Annotated in this window: 21 protein-coding genes; 8 read left to right on the top strand and 13 right to left on the bottom strand. The window is 70.3% G+C overall.

Annotated features, from left to right (window positions below; genetic code table 11):
- The first annotated feature begins 40 nt into the window (after positions 1 to 40).
- Positions 41 to 1,378 carry a hypothetical protein gene (locus ACFVT5_RS09205; RefSeq protein WP_389883272.1) on the top strand — a complete coding sequence of 446 codons (1,338 nt, stop codon included), beginning with the start codon at positions 41 to 43 and terminating at the stop codon, positions 1,376 to 1,378.
- Positions 1,379 to 1,439: 61 nt separating this feature from the next.
- On the opposite strand, the gene ACFVT5_RS09200 is transcribed toward ACFVT5_RS09205, so the two are convergent.
- Both ACFVT5_RS09200 and ACFVT5_RS09195 read right to left on the bottom strand, forming a co-directional pair.
- A complete protein-coding gene (locus ACFVT5_RS09200) occupies positions 1,440 to 1,943 on the bottom strand; it encodes a hypothetical protein (RefSeq protein WP_389883269.1) in 504 nt (167 codons plus the stop codon).
- Complete coding sequence (locus tag ACFVT5_RS09195) at positions 1,940 to 2,395, bottom strand: ATP-binding protein (RefSeq protein WP_389883268.1); 456 nt, start codon at positions 2,393 to 2,395, stop codon at positions 1,940 to 1,942. The genes ACFVT5_RS09200 and ACFVT5_RS09195 overlap by 4 nt, the downstream gene beginning before the upstream one ends.
- Before the next feature lie 413 nt (positions 2,396 to 2,808).
- Between ACFVT5_RS09195 and ACFVT5_RS09190 the strand changes: the two genes are divergently transcribed.
- From ACFVT5_RS09190 to ACFVT5_RS09175, 4 genes are all read left to right on the top strand, one after another.
- Positions 2,809 to 3,681, top strand: coding sequence for a helix-turn-helix transcriptional regulator (locus tag ACFVT5_RS09190; RefSeq protein ID WP_389883266.1), 873 nt, complete (start codon positions 2,809 to 2,811; stop codon positions 3,679 to 3,681).
- On the top strand, positions 3,678 to 3,932 hold the full coding sequence (locus ACFVT5_RS09185; protein WP_389883263.1) for a DUF397 domain-containing protein: 255 nt from the start codon (positions 3,678 to 3,680) through the stop codon (positions 3,930 to 3,932). Before ACFVT5_RS09190 ends, ACFVT5_RS09185 begins: the two co-directional genes overlap by 4 nt.
- A gap of 82 nt (positions 3,933 to 4,014) precedes the next feature.
- Complete coding sequence (locus ACFVT5_RS09180) at positions 4,015 to 4,860, top strand: SAM-dependent methyltransferase (RefSeq protein WP_389883260.1); 846 nt, start codon at positions 4,015 to 4,017, stop codon at positions 4,858 to 4,860.
- Positions 4,861 to 5,033: 173 nt separating this feature from the next.
- Positions 5,034 to 6,587, top strand: coding sequence for an alpha/beta hydrolase (locus tag ACFVT5_RS09175; protein WP_389883258.1), 1,554 nt, complete (start codon positions 5,034 to 5,036; stop codon positions 6,585 to 6,587).
- A gap of 171 nt (positions 6,588 to 6,758) precedes the next feature.
- On the opposite strand, the gene ACFVT5_RS09170 is transcribed toward ACFVT5_RS09175, so the two are convergent.
- Positions 6,759 to 7,463 carry a TetR/AcrR family transcriptional regulator gene (locus tag ACFVT5_RS09170; protein ID WP_389883255.1) on the bottom strand — a complete coding sequence of 235 codons (705 nt, stop codon included), beginning with the start codon at positions 7,461 to 7,463 and terminating at the stop codon, positions 6,759 to 6,761.
- A 117-nt stretch (positions 7,464 to 7,580) separates the two neighbouring features.
- Here ACFVT5_RS09170 and ACFVT5_RS09165 point away from each other — a divergent pair, with 117 nt between their 5' ends.
- Together ACFVT5_RS09165 and ACFVT5_RS09160 are read left to right on the top strand one after the other, a co-directional pair.
- Positions 7,581 to 8,141, top strand: a complete 561-nt coding sequence (locus tag ACFVT5_RS09165; RefSeq protein ID WP_389883253.1) for an NAD(P)H-dependent oxidoreductase — start codon at positions 7,581 to 7,583, stop codon at positions 8,139 to 8,141.
- Positions 8,142 to 8,412: 271 nt separating this feature from the next.
- Complete coding sequence (locus ACFVT5_RS09160; RefSeq protein WP_389883250.1) at positions 8,413 to 12,090, top strand: family 78 glycoside hydrolase catalytic domain; 3,678 nt, start codon at positions 8,413 to 8,415, stop codon at positions 12,088 to 12,090.
- Between the two features lie 10 nt (positions 12,091 to 12,100).
- Here the strand turns inward: ACFVT5_RS09160 and ACFVT5_RS09155 are convergent, their stop codons facing one another.
- The 6 genes from ACFVT5_RS09155 to ACFVT5_RS09130 form a co-directional block, all read right to left on the bottom strand.
- Complete coding sequence (locus ACFVT5_RS09155) at positions 12,101 to 13,201, bottom strand: bile acid:sodium symporter family protein (protein WP_389883248.1); 1,101 nt, start codon at positions 13,199 to 13,201, stop codon at positions 12,101 to 12,103.
- The gene (locus tag ACFVT5_RS09150; protein ID WP_389883245.1) at positions 13,198 to 13,503 is read right to left on the bottom strand and encodes a hypothetical protein; all 306 of its coding nucleotides are present in this window, start codon (positions 13,501 to 13,503) and stop codon (positions 13,198 to 13,200) included. The genes ACFVT5_RS09155 and ACFVT5_RS09150 overlap by 4 nt, the downstream gene beginning before the upstream one ends.
- On the bottom strand, positions 13,500 to 14,366 hold the full coding sequence (locus tag ACFVT5_RS09145; RefSeq protein ID WP_389883242.1) for an oxaloacetate decarboxylase: 867 nt from the start codon (positions 14,364 to 14,366) through the stop codon (positions 13,500 to 13,502). Before ACFVT5_RS09145 ends, ACFVT5_RS09150 begins: the two co-directional genes overlap by 4 nt.
- Positions 14,367 to 14,686: 320 nt before the next feature.
- Entirely contained in the window at positions 14,687 to 15,313 is a 627-nt protein-coding gene (locus ACFVT5_RS09140) for a putative glycolipid-binding domain-containing protein (protein ID WP_389883239.1), read from the bottom strand.
- Between the two features lie 28 nt (positions 15,314 to 15,341).
- Positions 15,342 to 15,779, bottom strand: a complete 438-nt coding sequence (locus tag ACFVT5_RS09135) for a cupin domain-containing protein (protein WP_389883236.1) — start codon at positions 15,777 to 15,779, stop codon at positions 15,342 to 15,344.
- Positions 15,780 to 15,904: 125 nt separating this feature from the next.
- Positions 15,905 to 16,120 carry a hypothetical protein gene (locus ACFVT5_RS09130; protein WP_389883233.1) on the bottom strand — a complete coding sequence of 72 codons (216 nt, stop codon included), beginning with the start codon at positions 16,118 to 16,120 and terminating at the stop codon, positions 15,905 to 15,907.
- Positions 16,121 to 16,264: 144 nt separating this feature from the next.
- On the opposite strand from ACFVT5_RS09130, the gene ACFVT5_RS09125 reads away from it, so the two are divergent.
- Complete coding sequence (locus tag ACFVT5_RS09125) at positions 16,265 to 17,164, top strand: hypothetical protein (RefSeq protein ID WP_389883230.1); 900 nt, start codon at positions 16,265 to 16,267, stop codon at positions 17,162 to 17,164.
- 45 nt (positions 17,165 to 17,209) lie between these two features.
- Here the strand turns inward: ACFVT5_RS09125 and ACFVT5_RS09120 are convergent, their stop codons facing one another.
- The 4 genes from ACFVT5_RS09120 to ACFVT5_RS09105 form a co-directional block, all read right to left on the bottom strand.
- Positions 17,210 to 17,536, bottom strand: coding sequence for a plasmid stabilization protein (locus ACFVT5_RS09120; protein ID WP_389883228.1), 327 nt, complete (start codon positions 17,534 to 17,536; stop codon positions 17,210 to 17,212).
- A 209-nt stretch (positions 17,537 to 17,745) separates the two neighbouring features.
- Positions 17,746 to 18,756: a PDR/VanB family oxidoreductase gene (locus ACFVT5_RS09115; protein ID WP_389883226.1), complete on the bottom strand. Its 1,011-nt coding sequence runs from the start codon at positions 18,754 to 18,756 to the stop codon at positions 17,746 to 17,748.
- Between the two features lie 82 nt (positions 18,757 to 18,838).
- Complete coding sequence (locus ACFVT5_RS09110) at positions 18,839 to 19,048, bottom strand: hypothetical protein (RefSeq protein ID WP_389883223.1); 210 nt, start codon at positions 19,046 to 19,048, stop codon at positions 18,839 to 18,841.
- Between the two features lie 11 nt (positions 19,049 to 19,059).
- The gene (locus tag ACFVT5_RS09105; RefSeq protein WP_389883220.1) at positions 19,060 to 20,166 is read right to left on the bottom strand and encodes an aromatic ring-hydroxylating dioxygenase subunit alpha; all 1,107 of its coding nucleotides are present in this window, start codon (positions 20,164 to 20,166) and stop codon (positions 19,060 to 19,062) included.
- Positions 20,167 to 20,348: the final 182 nt, after the last annotated feature.

Genomic DNA, 20,348 nt, shown 5'->3' with positions numbered 1-20,348 from the left:
TTCCAATAGCTAGTCGGTCCCCCACCCCATCGGAGTCACCATGCCGCCCGCACAACCTCGCTCGAACCCCATCCCGCAGCCCCTCCCGCACTCCCTCTCGCCCCGCCTGCTCGTCGCCGACCAAGTCGCTGGATTCATCCGGGTGTTGAGCCTCCCCGACGGTCGCGAGACCGGTCGGATCGAGGGCCGGCACCTCGCCGAGCACGCCGGATTTCTGGCGCTGCCGCGGGGGCGTACCGCGTTCGTGGATGACCTCGCGGGGGAACTCGTCGTCCTCGACCCGTACGGCCCCGACGCCGGTCGACCGCTGGTCGAGACGGCGGTCCCGGTCGCGACACCGGCGGAGCATCTGGCCGCCGATCCGTCCGGACGGCTGCTCGCCGTCACCACCGGGCTCGGCCGCAACGAGGAGGCGTGGAGCGATGTCCTGACCGCCGTCGACCTGAGGTCGGGGGGTGGACCACGGGCCGTACGGGTGCGTACGCGGACGGGCGAGCCCGGAGTGACGGTTCTCGGCGCCGAAGGGGCCGAACATCCCGGTGCCGAGGGTTCGATGCCGGTCACCGGGACAGCGACCGACGCACCCGACGCCTTGGTGGTTCTCCGGCACCGCGAACCGGGTTCTCTCACCGCGTACCGGCACACCGATCTACTCGCCGCCCCATCCGGCTGCCCGCGCGTCGCGCCGGTGCACGAGGTGCGGTTGCCCGACGACGACGGGCACGGTGACGCCTACGACCCGGTCACCGGGCGGCTGTTCGCGGCGGCGCGCTCGGGCGTCCACCGTGCCCGGCGCGAGGGCGCGTCCCTGGTGGCGGACGCGCCGCTGTCGTGGGGCGGCCAGGGCCGGGGGTACTACCTGCGGCTGGACCCCGTACGCCGGGCGCTGTGGTCGTGTGTGCGGGGCGGGCCCTCCGATCCGGGCCGGTGGCCGGAGTGGACCAACGACGCCTGGTGGTACGCGCTCGACTCCGGACGTACCGGGCGACTGCCGCTCGGCCCCGGTCTGGTCTTCCGGCTGGCGGTCGCCGCGCGCCGTGTCGCGTACGCGCGGGTGCATCCCGACGGGGACGAACTGATCCTGGTGGCGCCCGAAGCGCCCGTGGTCACGGCGCGCGTACCGCTGCCCGCGATGGACGGGGCGCCGCGTGCGGGCGGTACGCCCTGGGACGGGGTGCAGCGGCGGGCGGTGGCGGCGTCACCCGGCGGGGATCTCGTCGCCGTCACGCGGGGAGGTCACGGCGAGATCCATGTGGTCGACACGGTCACGGCCGCGGTCGTGGCGACCCTGTCGGTGCCGACGCCGCTCGACGACGGCGGGCATCTCGCGCTGGTGTCCCCGGGTGACGGGTCCGAACGGGATCCCGTCGGCCGCTGAAGCGGCCCCAAGCAGTCGAAGCCACCCAGGCCGCTGACCTGCCGCAAGGGGCGCGTGAACGTCAGTGCGGGTGGGTGCGGCGCGCGGCGTCCAGTCGGTCGAGACCACGGTGGAGGGCCTGCACGAGACGGGCCCGGTTCTGGGCGTGCAGAACGCCGGCCAGGTCGGGGTGCGGTACGGACAGGCGCCGGTCCGCCTCCGCGAGCAGGGTCCGGGTCAGCGCCGCGAGTCGGGGGTCGTCGGGGTCGATGTGCGGGGCGCGGTACCGCAGTTCGTCGGTGAGGGCGCGGGCCTGGTGGGTCAGTTCACGGGCGACGCGCGCGCACTCCTCCGCGTCCGCGGGTCCCTCGTCGGCGCTCCAGCCGAGCGCGGCGTCGACCAGGCGCGCGCACCGGGGACGGTCGATGGACGGATGGACCGCGAGGGGCACGGGCGTGGCGGGATCCTCTACGCCGTCCGCACCCACCACACCGACCGCGCCCTCCACACCGTCCGCGCCCTCCACACCGTCCGCGCCGTCCACGTCCTCCACACCGTCCGCACCCTCCACGACGTCGCGTGTCATGCCGGCGGCTCCCCGGTGAGCGCGGCCCAGACGGCGTTCCCCCCGGTGAGCAGGGAACGTTCGACCCCCCACTTGTCCGCGATCTCCTGGACCAGGAGCAGGCCGCGTCCGCCCTCGTCGTCGGGTCCCGCACAGCGCGGCGGGAGACTGCGGGGCGCCACGTCGTGGTCGTGCACCTCGATGTGGACCAGGCCGTCGGAAGTGAGCCCCGCGCAACAGAGGATCTGCTTACTGGAGGTGTGTCGTATCGCGTTCGTGGTCAGCTCGGACACGATGAGGACGGCGTCCGCGCGCACATCCCCCGACAGCCGCCACAGATCGAGTCTCTGCCCGACCGAGCGGCGCGCGGCGCCCACACTCGGGCCGACGGCGGGCAGTTCGAGCCAGTGGACGCGGTCCGTGCGGGTGCCGTCCAGCAGCTGAGGGGCAGGGGGGCGGGTGTGGGGGGACACGGTCGTCGCCTTCCGTCAGGGGACGGGCGGTGCGGGGAGGGAGAACGCCGGGCTACTGCTCTTCGTCCAGCAGGGATCGACCCGCCGCACCCCCGTCGGAGCGGAGGCGGAACATGTCCGGATGGGGCGGTGAAACACTTCTCCGAGTGAGCGTCCGGACCGGGGCACGGTCTGGGGCGGAACGGGATCACCGAGCCCTGTCCGTGCGCGGCGCACACCAATCGTGGCCTTCAATACGGGTGTTGGTGTTCTCTGCGCGCGCTTGGTCGGGTCGCTCACATTGACATCATGCTCGGTGCATCGATCACGCCGCAACCGACTCCCTGATAATTTCAGAAAGCACGTATCGGTCTGGTCTGTTCAGCAAGTACCTGACAGACTCGCGGTGGTGACAGTCACTCAGGAGGTAGGCCGTGAGCGATGCCCGTCCGGGCTCCGTGACCAACGCTCCCACCGTTCTCCGTATGATCCTCGGCCGACGGCTTCAGGAGCTGCGGTTGAGCGCGGGGGTGTCACTGGAGGGCGCGGCCAAGGCGCTGCGCGTACAACCGCTCACCATCCGGCGGCTGGAGAAGGCGGAAGTCGGCCTGAAGATCCTCTATGTCGAGAAGCTGCTGGAGACCTACGGGTCAGAACGCCAGGAGATCGACGAGTTCATAGAGATGGCCGAGCGGGCCAACACCCCGGGCTGGTGGCATCGGTACCGCGATGTGCTGCCCAGCTGGTTCACCGCCTATGTGAGCCTGGAGACCGGCGCCAAGACCCTGCGGACCTATGAACCGCACTACGTCACCGGCCAGTTGCAGACCCACGCGTACGCGCGCGAGGTGCTGCGGGCCGGGTTTCCCTACGGCACCGACGAAGAACTCGAACGGCGCGTGGATCTGCGGCTGCGCCGTCAGACCCTGCTGACGAAGCCGGATCCGCCCACACTGTGGGTGGTGATGGAAGAGGCCGTGCTGCACCGTGCCGTCGGTGGGCCCGAGGTGATGCGGGAGCAGATCGACCGGCTCCTGGAGGCGTCGGAGCTGCCGCACATCACGCTTGACATCGTGCCGTTCAGCGCGGGCGCGCATGTGGGCGCGTTCGCGCCGTTCACCCATTTCCGGTTCGCGGAACCGGAGTTGCCGGACATCGTCTACACCGAGATCTGCTCCGGCTCCATGTACCTCGACCAGCGGGCCGAAGTGGCCACGCATCTAGAGGCGCACAACCGGATGTCCCTGCTCACCTCGCGTGCGGAGAGCAGGGCACTCTTGAACCACCGGCGCAAGGAGTACACATGACCATCGACGGCAGAGACATCTACAACGGGATGCCCGCGACGGACCTCGGTGAGCTGGGCTGGGAGCGCCCATGGAGCGGCACCAGCGGAGGCCAGTGCGTGGAGACGAAACGACTCGCCGACGGACGGGTGGCGATCCGCCAGTCGACCGACCCGACCGGCCCGGCGCTGATCTACACGCCGGAAGAGATCACGGCCTTCGTCACGGGGGTCAAGAACGGGCTCGCGGACCACCTGACGGCTTCTTCCTGAATCAGGTCACCTCGCGATCAGTCAGGGGTGGGTCCCGGCCGTGACCCACCCCGCTCGCGACGCACACCACGAAGGGCACACGATGACCAACTCCTCTGCCGCACGGGACCTCGACACCAGCAGGCCGCACTCCGCCCGCATGTACGACTACTACCTGGGCGGCAAGGATCACTTCGAGGTCGACAAGGAGGCCGCCGAGACAGTCGCGTCGGTCTACCCCGGCATCTTCGTGTGCGCGCGGGAGAACCGTGCCTTCATGCACCGGGCGACGCGGGTCCTCGCCCGGGAACACGGGATACGTCAGTGGCTGGACATCGGAACCGGCATCCCGACCGAGCCGAATCTGCACCAGGTGGCGCAGTCCGTCGTCCCGGAGGCCAGGGTCGTCTACGCGGACAACGACCCGCTGGTCCTCAAGTACGCGGAGACGTTGATGCGCAGCACTCCCGAGGGCCGCACGACGTACATCGAGGCGGACGTCAACGACCCCGCGTCACTGCTCGACTCGCCCGAGCTGGAAGAGGTGTTGGACCTGAGCCGTCCGGTCGCCCTTTCGCTCAACGCCCTGATGCACTTCGTCCCGGACGCCCAGGACCCGTACGGCATCGTGGGGCGGCTGCTCGACGTGCTGCCGTCGGGCAGTGCGCTCGCCCTGACGCACTGCACGCCCGACTTCGCGCCGGAGACGTGGGAGAAGGTCACGGACATCTACACGCGGTCCGGGACACCGGTGCAGTTCCGCCCGAAGGCGGCCGTGGCCCGTTTCTTCGACGGGCTCGACCTGCTCGACCCGGGCCTTTCCCTGGGCCACCGCTGGCGGCCGGACGCCTCGGAAGACTCCGGCTCGGAGGGCTCGGCCTCCGCCGTTCGCACGGAGATCACGGACGCCGAGGTCAGCTTGTGGACGGGAGTAGGCATCAAGCCGTGACCGCGGGCGTGCGGCCCCCGGAACCGGGACAGGGACCGGGGGTTACCCCCACAGGGGATCGGCGGGGTGGCCGGATGTTCCGGGGCGGTGCGGGTTTCTAGCGTCGGGGGTGACTTTCGTCGCCCGATCCGCCGACCCCGCGCCGAGAAGCTGGGCGCCACTCAAGGAGCCCGATGCGCGTCGCATCCACCATCACGACCGGCCTCGGACTGGCCGCCCTGCTGTCCGGAGCCGTCCCGGCGGGAGCCGCACAACCGGCGGCCACGAACACCTCGGTACTGCTGCGCGCGGAGAGCAAACGCCTTGTGTGGGGCGCCTGTTCGCCGGAGCAGAAGGAGCTGAACGAGGCCGGCGCCGAGTGCGCGAAGGTCACCGTACCCCTCGACTACACGGACCCCGGCGGACGCACCCTCCAGATCGCGATCTCCCGGGTGAAGGCCGCGTCCCCGGCCCACCGGCGCGGCATCCTGCTCTCCAACCCGGGCGGTCCCGGCGGCACCGGACTCGCCAACACCCTCGCGCTGCGGCCCGCGTTGAAGGACGTGGCCGACCGCTACGACCTCATCGGCTTCGACCCCCGCTTCCTCGGCGAGAGCACCCCGGTCACCTGCGCACCGGCGCAGCCGACACCCCCACCCGGCGAAACGACGTCACCACGCGCCGACTTCGAGACGTCGGTACGGTCCGCACGCGATCTGGCCACCCGCTGCCAGGGGTACGGCGACAACGCGACGCTGTTCCCGCACGCCTCGACCCGCAATGTGGCGCGCGACATGGACGCCATCCGCTCGGCGCTCGGCGAGCCGAAGCTGTCGTACTACGGCGTCTCGTACGGCGCCGACCTGGGCGCCGTCTACACCCAGATGTTCCCGCGGCACGCCGACCGCGTCGTCATCGACTCCTCGACGGACCCGGCCCTCACGCAGTACGAGCTGTTCCAGGGCGCCGGCGTGCCGCTGGAGGAGGGCCTCGACGAGTGGGCGCGCTGGGCGTCCCGGCACGACGACCGGTACGGGCTCGGCCGCACCCGATCCGCCGTGCGAGCGACCGTGGAGCGACTGCTGAGCGGGGCCGAGTGGCACCCGGTCGCCGTGTCCGGCACACGCCTCGACGCGCCTGTGCTGCGGCTCCTGTTGCGCCAACTGGTCCAGCATCAGGAACACGACGCGGCCCTGGCGGCCTCGGTACGGGACCTGGTCGACGCGGCGGCCGGGCTGCCGGTCGAGCCGGGACCCGAACTCGCCTCGCTCCTTGAGCTGTTGGCGTCTCCCGAGCTGGCGGACAGCCTCATCGGCGGTGCCCTGTTCCTGTGCGGTGACGGGGGTTGGCCCGCCGGGGGATGGCCGGAGGACCCGGAGACGTACTGGCACAACAGTGAGCGCAGCCGCGCCACGCAGCCGGTGTTCGGGCCGCTGGTCAACGGCATGATCGCGCCGTGCGCGTTCTGGAACGGCACCCCGCGCGAACCGGGCACGCGGATCGGCAACAAGGTGCCCGTCCTGATGGTGCAGGCCCGCCGCGACAACAATGTCCCGTACGAGGGCGCCCTCGCCCTGCATCGCAGGCTGACCGGCTCCCGGTTGGTGACGACGGAGATCCGCTCGCACGGGGTGTACGGCCGCACCGTCGACGGTCTGCGTCCGGTCCCCTGCGTCGACCGGACCGTCAACGCCTATCTGCGCGACGGAAACCTGCCCGCGGCGGACTTCACCTGCCGACTCCCCTGACGTCTCACCGATAGCCGCCCAGGCCGTCCGCGAGTTCTTCCTTGTCGCCATCGTGGTATGCGGAGAGGGCCTGTTGTTCGCTGTCCGAGGGCGGAGCCGGGCAGCAGTCGGCGCAGCAGGGTGCGGTGCGTCTCAAGAAATGCCACGAGGAGTGAACTCCCGTTCAGAGGACTAACCGTCTTCCCCGGGCCGCGTCGACGGCGTCGGAGTCGGGGTTGAGGTCGGCGCCGGGGTCGCCAGGCGGGTGACCAGGTCGCTCCAGCCGGTCTCCAGGCGTTCCAGGGTCATGCCGCGCACGGTGACGAGGTGGTGGACGAGGGCGACGTCGAGGTAGTTCATCAGCGTCTGGGCCAGCAGTTCGATGTCGCCGTCCGCGCCGGCCTCGCGCAGCAGCAGGGCGAGGTGCCGCAGCCGCAGCCGGGTCGCGGGGACCGTGTTGTTGCGCCCGGGTTCGGTCCAGGCCGCGAGATAGAGGTCGCGGTGTGTCCACTCGTGACGCAGCGCGGCGGGGCCGTAGGCGTGCAGGCGATCGAGTGCGGGGGCGCCGGGGCCCATGGGGGGTGGGCCGGAGAGGAACGCTGCCTGGAACCGCTGCTCGTTGTGGTCGAGGAGGGCCAGGAGCAGACCGGTGCGGTCACCGAACCGCCGGAAGACGGTGCCCTTGCCGACCTCGGCGGCGGTGGCGACGGCCTCCATGGTCAGATTCGCGGCTCCGCACTCGGCCACCAGGCGCGACGCGGCTTCGAGGAGGCGGACGCGGTTGCGCGCCGCGTCGGCCCGCAGCGCGGGCGGCTCGCCGTCCGGGGTGAGGGCGAGTTCGGTCTTCCCGTCGGGAGCGTCGTACGAGGCGATGAGGGGCGGGTCGAAACCGGTCATGGCGCCAGCATACGTGCCACCAGACGAAGTGGACCACGGTCCGGATAGATGGTACAACTTTAAATGGACCCCGGTCCGGATAAATTCTTGATCACCCTCCCCCCAGGAGTTCCACCCATGTCTGTACGCATCCTCGCGCTCGTCGGCAGCCTCCGTGCCGGGTCCCACAACCGCCAGCTCGCCGAGACCGCCGTGAAGCTCGCCCCCTCGGGCGTCGACATCCAGGTGTACGAGGGCCTGGCCGACGTGCCGTTCTACAACGAGGACATCGACGTCGAGTCGGGCGTCCCGGCCGGGGCCGCACGGCTGCGTGAGGCCGCGGGGCAGGCCGACGCCTTCCTGTTCTTCTCGCCCGAGTACAACGGCACCATCCCGGCCGTCCTGAAGAACGCGATCGACTGGCTGTCGCGTCCGCACGGCGCCGGCGCGATCTCCGGCAAGCCCGTCGCCGTGATCGGCACCGCGTTCGGCCAGTACGGCGGCGTGTGGGCGCAGGACGAGGCGCGCAAGGCCGTCGGTATCGCGGGAGGCACGGTCCTGGACGACGTCAAGCTGTCCTTCCCCAGCTCCCTCATCCGGTTCGCGGAGACCCACCCCGGCGACGACGCCGAGGTCGTCGCCGGTCTCACGGAGGTCATCCGCCGGGTCACCGACAGCACCACGGCCGCAGCGGCCTGACCCCCGTCGGCGGCACCTCACCCAGCCCGCCCCCCCGCTCTCAACGAAACGGCCCGGCCTGTCCGCCGGGCCGTTTCGCATGCGCGTATTGAATCGTTCAACTCCTCTGAGATGTATGCGGTGTTCCCTGTCCCCGCCTCCTCGGGCAAGGACACTTCACGTCGGAACCATTGCGACACTTGCGTCGCGCGGCTAGCGTGCGTTTACAGCTTGAAACGTCTCAACTCCTGTTCCGAGCCCCGCACCCACCGACCAGAGAGCGAGATTCGGCATGCCCGGACCCGGTGACAGCGCGTTCAACCGCAGGCAGATGATCGGCATCATCGGTGCCGGGACCGCAGGGCTGGCATTGCCGCTCGTGGGCATCCCCGCCGCCGGCGCCACGACCGCTCCGGCAGGTCAGGGCGGCGCGTCCGGCGGCCGGGTGACCGGGCTCCAGGTCAACTCCGTTACGCAGCCGCTCGGTACCGAGACCCGTCCCGTCTTCAGCTGGCTCCCGGCCGTCGTACGGCAGACCGCCTACGAGATACAGGTCGGCACCGCGCCGGGCGGAGCGGACCTGTGGAGCACCGGAAAGGTGACCGGCTCCACGAGCCACGGTGTCCCGTACAGCGGCGAACCCCTGTCCTCCGCGCGGCCCCACCACTGGCGGGTGCGTACCTGGGACGACCGGGGCCGGGTCTCCCGGTGGAGCGATCCGGCGCGGTGGGACACGGGGCTGCTGCGGGGCGAGGCCGACTGGTCGGGGGCCCGGTGGATCGGCGGACGGCATCCGCAGGACCACGACTGGCGGGACCTGCGCACGACGGTCGTCTTCCGCGGCGGTCCCGCGCCCGCCACCGGTCTGGCCCTGCTGCTGCGCGCCGAGCCCATCGGCAAGACCTGGGGCGAGGCCCTGATCTGGACCCTCCGGCTGAACGGCGACCGGATGGAACTCGTGATGCGGACGACCCACTACGCCGGGAACACCTGGGTCGACGACGGCACTTCCACACCGGACTGGGGAGTGAACCACTTCGACCCCCAGAGCGAGACCAATCCGACGGCGACCGGGGTGCGTTCGGTACCCGTGGGAACCGTCCCCATCCCCGAGAACACCGGTCTGACTCCCGCCAGTTGGACCGAGCGGGACCATACGGTGACGGTCGCCGCCGAAGGCGCCACGATCACCACGACCGTCAACGGCGTGCGCGTCGACTCCCGTACCCTTCAAGGCGATCAGATCCGGCGGCACGGCAGCGTCGGGTTCGGCGGCGGCAGTTCGGCGATCGTACGCAGCATGAAGGTGTCGGGGACCGGGGCGCCGGACTTCGCGGTGGACCTCACCGAAGGGGCCAACCCGTTCGAGAGCGGCGTCGGGACCGTGGGCGGTCTGACATTCGTCGCGAAGAACGCAATGCTCCCCATCGCCAACCCGGCGCCGGTCCTGCGCGGTTCGGCGGTGCTGCGGCCCGGCAGGATCACCCGCGCCCGCCTCTATCTGAGCGCGGCGGGCAGCGTCACCTTCACGGTCAACGGCTCCCCGCTCACGGTGGACGGCGGGCGGGCGAGCAAGGACCGGACGAATGTGCCGCGCCTGCTGACCGACCAGAGCGTCTACGACCGTGCCGTTCTGTACGACACCTTCGATGTCACCGGGCTGCTGGACGACGGTGTGGAGAACGTCCTGGCCGCCGAGTTGGGCCGCGGCTGGTACGGCGTCACCACACCCCAGGAGTGGTACTGGAACCTGGCACCGTACTCGGGCGCACCCCGCCTGCGCGCGAAGCTGTCAGTCACCTACGCGGACGGTTCCACCACGACGCTGGTCACCGACGAGAGTTGGCGGACCACGGACGGGCCGACGACGTTCGACTCGGTCTACTCCGGTGAGAAGTACGACGCCCGGCGCGAACTCGACCTGGGATCATGGCGTACCCGAGGCTACCGCGCGGGCAAGGACTGGCAGGCGGCGACCCGGCTCATCGCACCGGGCAGTTGCCAGGCTCCGCGGCCGAAGTACCACGGTGTCCTGCCCGCCACCACCGTCCCCGAGGGGTTCACTCCGGCGGTCGTACGCGCCCACGAGGCGGAGCCCGTACTCGTCCAGGAAGTCCGGGAACCCGTATCGCTGAAGGAGACCGCGCCGGGAAGCGGGGTGTGGGTCGCGGACTTCGGGCAGATCCTCACCGGCTTCGTGGAGGTCTCCCTCACCGGCGTCGACCGGCGCCGCGAAGGGGTGACCCTGCGGATGCGGGGCGGCAACCAGGTCACCGGCGCCGGCACGGCCGCCGCTCCGCTGGTGGTGACCGAGGAGAACAACTTCCACGACGCGAACCTCCAGACGAACTACTACACACTCAGCCGCGCCGCCCAGCAGTCGTGGCAGCCGCAGTTCAGCCACTTCGGCTTCCGTTACCTCGAAGTCCGCAACATCGAAGGGGCGTTGGGCAGGGCGCCGCATCCCGGCCGGGACAAAGCGCTGTTCCGGGTCCATGTCGCTCGGTCGGGTTTCGCCCGCACGGGCACCTTGAGGACCGACAACGCGCTGATCAACCGCATCCAGAGCAACCTGGAGTGGGCCGAGCAGAACAACCTCGTACAGAAGCCCACCGACACCCCGTCGCGGGAGAAGAACGGCTGGACCGGCGACACCATGGCCAGCTCCGAGTCCCAGTCGCTGACCTGGGACGTGAACGCCGCCTTCACCAAGTATCTGCGGCACTTCCCCGACGGACAGATCTCCACCGGGCAGCTCCCGATGATCCTGCCGGCCGCCAAGGGCGGCTACGGCTACGACCGCACCCCGGGCTGGAACGCCACCTGGAAGGCCGTACCGGCGTGGGACTCCGCGTACTTCGTCATCCCGTGGGAGCTGTACACGTACTACGGCAACGACACCCTGTTCGCCGCGCTGTACGACCACCAGGACGCACTCCTCAAGAGTTACGAGGTGCTGTTCACCGAGGCCAACGGCTACCGGTTCAGTGCGGCGCTGGGCGCCTACTCGGGTGCGGAGAGCGGCGGCGACAACGCGGTCATCAGCCTCGCGTTCTACATCCGTTTCTGCGACTACATGGTCGACGTCGGCGAACTCCTGGGCCGGACCGCCAAGGTGGCGCACTACCGGAAGCTGGCGGCGACGCTGCGGCGCGCCTTCATCGCCCACTACTGGGACGCGGATCTCGGGTACTTCATCCGGGGCAGCATCTCCAGCGAGAACGCCATGGCCATCGCCTACGGTCTGGTGCCCGGCTCCGACCTGCCCGCCGACGACCCCTGCCATCTCGCGGGAGGCCGGACCCGGGCGGAGAACGAACGCGCCCTCGCCAAGCTCCTCGCCGACCGCATCGTCGCCGCGGGTCACCATCTCCAGAGCGACATGTACGGATCCCGGTACGAGTTCCACATCCTCGACGCGTACGGCTACACCGACATCGCGCTGAAGGCCGTCACACAGACCGGCGCGCCCGGCTATGTGCACCAGATCGCGCAGGGCGCCACGTCGCTGTGGGAGAACTGGACCGGCGGCTCGCTGAACCATCACTACCGCAGCCTGGTCGCGACCTGGTTCTACCAGGGCCTCGCCGGCATCATGCCGACATCGATCGCGTACGAGACCGTCCGTGTCCGGCCGTTCATTCCCTCTGTCGCCGTGAACAGCAGGGTCCCCGCGTCGGTCGACGACACGGATCTCGCTCCGGCGCCGCTGGATCATGTCGCCGCGTCGATCGACACGGTTCGCGGCACGGTCACGTCGGAGTGGCGGCGCCGCGCGGACGGCCGGATCGATCTACGGGTCGAGATCCCGCCCAACACACGGGCCGAGATCTGGGTTCCCACCCAGGGCGGGCCGGTCACCGCTCCCCCGGACGTCGCCTTCGTCCGCGACGACACGGCGGGGGAACGCCCGTACAAGGTGTACTCGGCGACGACAGGCGTCCACCGCTTCAACCACCAAGGGAAGTAAGGGACACGGCTCAGGGTGTGACGGTCGCGGTCGGTGTGCTGAGCACTCGGCCGGGCGGGCGGGCCCAGCGCCGGGCCAGGGCCGCGCAGATCACCAGTTGCAGTTGGTGGTAGGCCATCAGCGGCAGGACGATCAGCGCGGCCCGCCCGCCGAAGAGCACGGCCGCCATCGGCAGCCCACTCGCCAGGCTCTTCTGCGATCCGCACATCACGGCAGCGATACGGGACGGAGGATCCAGTCCGATCAGCCGTGCGGCGCCCTGCGTACATCCCAGGGCGACAACGAAGAGGGCGGTGAGCACGGCCAGCAGAACTAGGAGGGAGGAGACGGTGACCTGGTGCCAGACGCCCTGGTTCATTCCGGAGCTGAACGCCGTGTAGACGACGAGCAGGATGGAGCCCCGGTCGACCGGGCCGAGGACCCGCTTGTGCCGGGCGACGAAGCCGCCGATCCAGCGCCGGAGCAGTTGCCCGGCGATGAAGGGGGCGAGCAACTGCCCGCCAAGCCGCAGCAGTCCGTCCGCGGACAGGGCGGCTTCCGAGCCGATCAGCCAGGCGGCGAGCAGCGGGGTCGCCGCCAGGCCGAGCAGGCTGGAGTAGGTACCGGCGCAGATCGCTGCGGGTACGTTGCCCTTGGCGAGCCCGGTGAGGGCCACGGAGGACTGGACCGTGGACGGCACGACGCACAAGTACAGGACGCCTGCGTGGAGTTGGTCGGGCAACTGGGGCAGCATCACGGCGGCCAGCCCGAGCACGGGGAAGAGTACGAAGGTGGCGAGCAGCACCAGGACGTGCAGCTTCACATGGCGCAGCCCGGCGAGGGTTTCCCGGGTGGAGAGCCGGGCGCCGTAGAGGAAGAAGAGAAGACCGATCGCCACGTCGGACGCGATGCCCACGCTGTCCGCTGCCCGCCCGGTGGCGGGCAGCAGACAGGCGAGTGCGACCGTGGCCACGAGAGCCGCGACATAAGGGTCGACGGCTCTCAGGAACCTCAAGCGGTCCGGTAAACCTCGACGCACGGCCGCATCCGTGCTGGAGGGCGCCGGAACCGGAGCGGTGGCGAGATGCCTGCCGTCCTCATGCCCGCCGTTCTCCTGTCCGGCGCCGCTCATGACTGATCCTGCTCGTCCCCGGGACGGTCCGGGTTGATGAGGGTGTCCATCAGATCGACGGCGCTGCCGTCGTGGTCACTGCCGGAGGTGCCGGCGCCCGTGTTGTAGTTCGCCGTCCGGTCGACCTCCAGCCAGGAATCCGCCCCCGAGTTGTCGACCAGGGTCAGGGCGATGAGGCCGTCCGCCGCCTGGGCCGGAACGGCCCCGGCGCCCAGGGCGGCGGCTGCCGCCACGGTCACGGCCGCCGCTCGGGCGGCGGGAATGCGGCGGAGGGCGAGGCGGGCGCGCGAGGCGTTCGTCATACCGACACTTCCACGAGCGCCGGGTGGTGGCGGCTGATGTTCCTGGCCAGCAGGTCGGTGGACTCGGCGACGCCCACCGCGCCACTGGCGTCGCCGATGGCCGGCAGCCGGCCGTCGGCGAACTTCAACTCGGCCAGCGCGGTGTCCATCGCCTGGTGCGCCGCGAACAGGCACGGCGTGCTGTAGATGGCCACGTCGACGCCGAGATCGGTCAGCTCGGAGAGGGACAGCCGGGGGGACTTGCCTCCGGCGATCTGGTTGAACAGCAGGGGCTTGTCGCCGACGACCTTGCGGATCCGGTGGATCCAGTCGACGCTGCGCACCCCGTCGACCAGCACCACATCGGCCTCGGTCTCGGACAGGGCCTCGGCCCTGCGCAGGATGTCGTCCTCCTCGGTCGCGTCCGTGCGGGCGACCACGAGCAGATCGGTGCGGCTGGCCAGGACCATGTTCAGCTTGTCCAGGTACTCGCCCAGCGGCAGAACCTGCTTGCCGTCGGCGTGCCCGCAGCGGCGCGGGCGCTTCTGGTCCTCCAGGATCACCCCGGAGGCCCCGATCCGCTCCAGGCGCTGCACCACATGGCAGGCCACCTCAGGGTCGACATACCCGTCGTCGATGTCCACCAGGAGGTGGTGGCGCGGGAAGGCCCCGCGCAGCCGTTCGGTGAAGGCCACCATGTCCGGCCAGGCGATGAATCCGATGTCCGGCAGGCCGTAGTGCGACGCCGCGAAGCCGAAGCCCGAGACGAAGAAACCGTTGTAGTGCCCGGCGGCGACGGATGCCGAGTACATGTCGTAGACACCGATCAAGGGTGTCGTTCCCGGTGCCGTGACTTCGTCACGGAGCGCGCTTCCATAGCGCATGCGCTGTCTTCTTTCTGTGGGGAAGCACCGCGGTACAGAGTCCATGTGTCTGCGCCGAGCATGCGCTTGGACAGATCTTGCCCCGGCGCGGCACTTCTTTGCCGAAAACGCATCAGCACTAGACTTACAGGAGAAGGAATCTTTATGCGGTTTTGACCCGCTTTTCTCCCCTTTCGCAGGAAAACTCCGCCCTGGAGGAGGAACGGGTACCGGCTTCGCTGACGCCATTCGGACCACTCCGGGAATCACGGAGTCAGCGGAAACGCGAACGCGCCGACCAGCGGGGGCCAGTTGGGCGCTGTGCGCCGCTCTGCCACGCCTCAGCCCACGCGGACGGCGATGCCCGGATAGTCGAGGACGAGACCCGACGCGTCGTAGACGAGACGGCACGCGAAGTCGAAGGCGGGCGACGCGTAGTCGTAGCGCTGCCGTCCGTCCGCGTCGTCCTCCACCCGTGTGTACTCCTGCTCCAACCGCTCGACGCCGAGACCGACAGCGCGTACGTACGCGGCCGGGGCCGATGTCGGCGTACCGATGTCCAGGGCGAGGCGGCGGACGGGCAGGGCGTTGGTGAAGGCGGAGGCTTCGAGGTCGACGTCGAGGCAGCCGTCGAGGTGGGCGGCGTGGGCGCCGTCGACCAGCCAGCGGCCGGCGCCGTCCGCCGTGAGCGTGGTCTCGCGGGTTCCCGCGAGCGAGCGGCCCGTGATCCGTGCCTCCCGGGTCACGCGTGAGGCGTCCAGCTCGATCGTGTAGCCGACGGCCCAGATCTCGCCGTCCTCCATCGCCGTCGTCCGGCCCTCGATCCGCTGCCCGTCGCCGTACGGCTCGGCGTACACGACCTCGAACCCGACCCGCGCGTCGAGATGGCGCCAGGCCGCGGCGGCGGGGAGCGGAGTGAAGGGCCGGGGCGGAGGGCTGGACGGCGGCTTGGGCGGGAGCTTGGGCATGGGAAACGATGGCACAAGCCTGGCGTGGTCAGAGCCAGAACGTGTCGTGGTGGAGGAAGAACTCCGCCCGTTCCTCCTCGCTCTTCCCGCCCAGTTCGAGCAGGCCCTCGAAGTAGCCCTCGCGAGGTGCGCCGGGCGCGAAGTGCAGCAGCATCGACGCGGGTTCGCCGGACTCGTTACGGAACGCGTGCACGCCGCCCTCGGGTACGTGCACGAAGTCCCCCGGGGTGGCGTCGATCCAGCGGGTGCCGTCGTAGATCCGGATGGTTCCTTCGAGGATGTAGAACGACTCCGAGATCGACCGGTGGAAATGCGGATCCGGACCGCTGGGCTCGGGACCCATCTCCCACCGATAGAGCCCGAACTGACCGTTCGTGGTGGCGCCTTGGGCGAGATAGCGCACGGTGGTACCCCCCGGGTACACCAACTCGGGACTGCGCCCCACCGGACGATACGTCGCACTCAACTCGCCCTTCTCACCAAGGTAATGGGGCTCTGGATACGTCATGATCGTCTCTTCTCTTTCAGGGCACGTGGCCCGTCATCGAATCAGCGCGTAAGTCTAGATCAGTGAATCCGCAGGTCATGGCTTCAACGCCTCGGTGGTTTCAGGGTGTTGAGGAGGGCTCGTAGGATCGCGAGTCGGTGGGCTCGGACTCGGGCGGCGGTTTTTGTGTTCGGTGTCGGGTCGAGTGCCTTGCGGGCCGCGTGGACCGCCAGGGCGCAGAGGGTCAGTCGGATCAGGGTCCTGCTGACGGCGACGGAGGCCAGGGCCCACGCCGCGCCGCCGATATCGGTGTTGGGCATCGTCGATCACACCTTCGTCAGTCGCGGAACGAGACTCCGGTGTATCCCGGCAGTTGGGCGCTCCGCTGCCCCGCAGTCGCGCGGTACAAGTTCCGCGCGGGTGCGCCCCTGTCGGTCGGGCGCGAGGCGGGGAAGTATGCCCGCATGTCCTCCGTGAATGAGCCGCCGCCCCCGCGCGGCAGGTCCCCGAAACGCGATCTCCCGTACCCCTACGACCGGGACCTGTCCGGCGTACTGCACCACCTCAACCGCCGTACCCGACCGTTCCGTACCCGGCTCGCGAACGACCCCGTCACGGCCTCGTATCTGGCCGCCGGGATGCGGCTGCTCGGGCGCCATCTGGGGCCCGGTGCGCAACGTGGAGCGAACGGTGAGCGGCCTCTGCTCAGTTTCCTCTCACAGCGCGCGGTCGCCGCCGAGGTCACCAACAACCCCCGGCCCTTCCCCCGCCAGGGGAGCGTCGCCGCGCTGCGGGACCGCTGGAGCGCGCAGTCGGAGTTCGTCGCCGACCTCATCAACTTCGCGGTGTGGCGGGAGAATTACCGGCCGGAGTACCGGGAGCAGCGCGGCGCGAACATCAGGAAGCTGGTGCACGGTCCGGACTTCGCGCGAGCCGTGCACGACATGGCGTACCAGCACACCGCCGAGGGGGCCGCCAAGCCGTCCGTCCGGCTCGGCCTGGCCCTGATGACCGCCGCCGAAGGGGACGAGGAAATCGCGCGGGCGGTGTCCGCCATGTACGAGGACTACCTCGGCTCATGGAAGGAGTTGTACGCCGCCGTCCTGCGGGAGCGCGGTCTGCGCCTGCGTCCCGGCCTTACCCTCGACGACCTGGCGAACGCGCTCTCGGCGACCACCGACGGGATGACCCTACGGGCCATCGGCGACCCGGGCGCCGGTGTCGTCGACCACGACAACCGCCGCTCCCTCATGGGAACCGTCGCGCTCGCCGTGGTCCATGCCTTCCTGGAACCCGACGACGACGCGAGCGGCCTCACGCTGGAGCAGGCGGTCGCCGCGCGCTTCGACCCGCGACCGCGCTGAGTGGCCCGCACCGGCCACGTCTCAGCCCCGCCGCGGGGAATGAGGTCAGCGGCCCAGGGCCCTGGCCAACTGCTGCTTGGTCATCGTGGACCTACCCTCGACGTTGCGCTTCTTCGCCTCGGCGTACAGCTGGTCCTTCGTGGGTCCCTGGGCGCCGGTGTGGGAACGCTGGCCGCCGCGCTGCGGCGCCGACTTCGGGTCCCGAACAGAGGTCCGGCTCGCCGTCGTCGACTCGCCGGCCCGCGCCCGCTCCTTGTTGACGGTACGGGCCGCCATCTCCTGCGCCCGTCCCATGGAGGCGCCACGCTTCTCGGCGCTCTCCTTGATGTGCTCGAACTGTCGCTCCCGCTTGGGGCTCGCACCACGCGGCATGGAACTCTCCTTCATCAGGGGCCCGGCCCGTCGTGGGCCGAGCGGGGAAATGCGGGACGCGTACCCGGCGCGCCGGCGTCATGCGCCGCCGCGCGGGATTGGACCCCACGCTTCCTACTGGAGAGCGGATTCGTTCCGGCCGCTACAGGAGAGGGCCGTTCGGAGGTGCCGGGTGGCGCACTCGGAGGTCGGTGCCGGCGGGTGGGGTGTCACAGGTCGAGGACCAGTTTCGGGCAGGCGGCCCGGGACACGCAGATCATCATGGTGTCGTTCGCGGCCCGTTCGGCCACGGTGAGGAGGGAGTCGCGGTGGTCGATCTCGCCCGCCAGGACCTCCGTCTCGCAGGTGCCGCAGGTGCCCTCGCGGCAGGACGTGAGGACCTGGACACCGGCCGCCTCGACCACGTCGAGCACGGAGGTGTCGGGCGGTACGGCGAGGGTGATTCCGGTACGGGCGAGGTCGATCTCGAAGGTTCCGTCCAGCACGGGCGCGGTCTGTTCCCTCGGTGTGAACCGCTCCACGTGCAACGCGCCCTCCGGCCACTTCCGGCACGCTTCCTCGACCGCTCTCAGGAGGGGTTCGGGCCCGCAGCAGTACACGAGTGTGCCGGGGCTGGGAGTGCCGAGGAGCGACTCCAGGTCGATCAGACCCCGCGTCTCCTCGGGCCAGAGCCGCACCCGGTCCCCGTAGCGGCTCCGCAGTTCCTCGCGGAAGGCCATGGAGGCGAGGCCACGGCCCCCGTAGACCAGTTGCCAGGCGCGGCCGTGCCGTTCGGCCTCCGCCAGCATCGGGACCAGCGGGGTGATCCCGATGCCTCCCGCGAGGAAGAGGTACGTGGGGGACGGCTCCAGCGCGAAGTGGTTGCGGGGGCCACGGACGCGGACGGTGTCACCTTCGGCGAGCCTGTCGTGTACGTGGGCCGAGCCGCCGCGCCCCGCCGGCTCCCGCAGGACCGCGATCCGCCAGGCCCCGCGGTCGCCCGGCGACGAGCAGAGCGAGTACTGGCGGGTCAGTCCCTCGGGCCCGGACCGCCCGGCATCCCCGGCGGGTGCGTCCCGCACGTCGAGCAGCAGGTCGACATGGGCGCCGGGCTCCCAGACCGGCAGGTCGCCGCCGTCGGGCCGCCGCAGGACGAGCGAGACGACACCGTCGGCCTCGTCGGTACGGCGGACCACGACGAGGGTGAGTTCGGCCTCGGGCGCAGGGTCCGTGCTGGTCATCGGTGGTCCTCCGGCGTCACGGGCGGAACGGTGCGAAAGCTTCGGGTGGTTGGGTGTTTGGGTGTTTGGGTGTTCGGGTGTCTCAGGTGCCGACGAGTACGCGCGGGTCCGGCTGGGGCGCCGGGTCGGGCGCCGCGTCGGCGCGGGGATGGCGCTCAGGGTGGGCCAGCAGCCATTCCCACAGCTCCTCCGGGCCGTCGCTCTCGCGTGACTCGCCGCACCAGCACCAGCCGCGCAGCCGATCGCTCCCGGGAATCCAGACGACCCGGTGGACGGTGCCACCTCGGAGCATCCGGTTCGGGTTCAACGCGGGGCCGCCGTTCCCGTCGCGACGCCCTCCTCGACCAGCCGCTTCAGGATGCGCCGGGCGGCCAGACCACCGGTGTCGATGTTGATGGACAGCTCCTGGGTGCCCTCGGGTTCGGAGGCGATGACGGTCTCCAGCTTGTCCAGGGCCACCACGTCCTGGAGGACGACGGTCCGGTTGTTCTGTGCCAGGAACGCGGAGACCTCCTCGTCGCCGAGGGCGAAGTCGCGGGCGACGGCCCAGAAGTCGTGCGTGGAATGCTCGGTCTCCGGAGTGATGGCGTAGACGACCTCGACGTGGAAGGCGTCCGGGTCGCTGCCGTCGGCGGCGGGGTCGGGGGTGCCGACGGGTGCGATACGCGAGTGGAGCAGGTAGAGGCAGGGCGCGTGGTACTCGATGTCCTGCCAGCGGGTGATACGGCCCTCGATGCCGGTGGACTTGGCGTAGAACGGCGGGCAGGCCGCGTCGTCCATGTGCCGACTGACATGCACGACCCCCGCCGCGTCGTCGACCTCGGTGGTAATGGGTGTCTCGGCGACCTCGGGGGTGCCGATGTAGCCGCCGTGCAGATACGTCTCGTGCGAGAGGTCGAGAAGGTTGTCCACGAGCAGTCCGTACCGGGCGGCCAGCGGCTCCATGCCGCACACGGTGGTGTGGCGCTCCGAGTCCAGCCAGGGCGCGCGCGGGATCAGGCTCTCGTCGGCCCGGTCACGGTCCCCGATCCAGACCCAGACGAAAGAGTCCTGCTCCTTGACGGCGTACGTCGTCAGTCGGGCCGTACGGGGGACCCGTTTCTGGCCGGGGACGCTGACGCAGACACCGTCGGCGCCGTACGTGAAGCCGTGGTACCCGCAGACCACGGTATCCCCGTCGAGGCGGCTCGGCTCCTCGGACAGCGGAAAACGGCGGTGGACGCAGCGGTCGGCCATGGCGGTCACCTCGCCGGCCCCGGTCCGCCAGAACAGGATGGACTCGCCGCACACGGTCCGCGTGAACAGGTCACGCCCGATCTCGGTGCCGTAGGCGGCCACGTACCACTGGTTGCGGGCGAAGTACGGCGATGTCGTGGTGGTCGCGTCGGTCGCGTTGGTCGCGTTGGTCATCGGGTGGCTCAACTCCCTTACGCTGTACGGGTTTCCGGTGCCGGGTCGGGAGGGACGGTGTCCAGGGTGCTGCGAGGCGGCGCCCACGCCCAGGGGGTCTTCCGCTCACCGGAAGGCCGACCGCTCATGGGGCGCGAGGCGGGGCGCCGACCCGGATCAGAGCTGTGTCAGGGCAGCGTCAG

The sequence above is a fragment of the Streptomyces sp. NPDC058001 genome (assembly GCF_042886315.1).
GTDB lineage: Bacteria > Actinomycetota > Actinomycetes > Streptomycetales > Streptomycetaceae > Streptomyces.
Note: the sequence above shows the minus strand (reverse complement) of the source record. Positions and strands in the feature narration are given on the sequence as shown.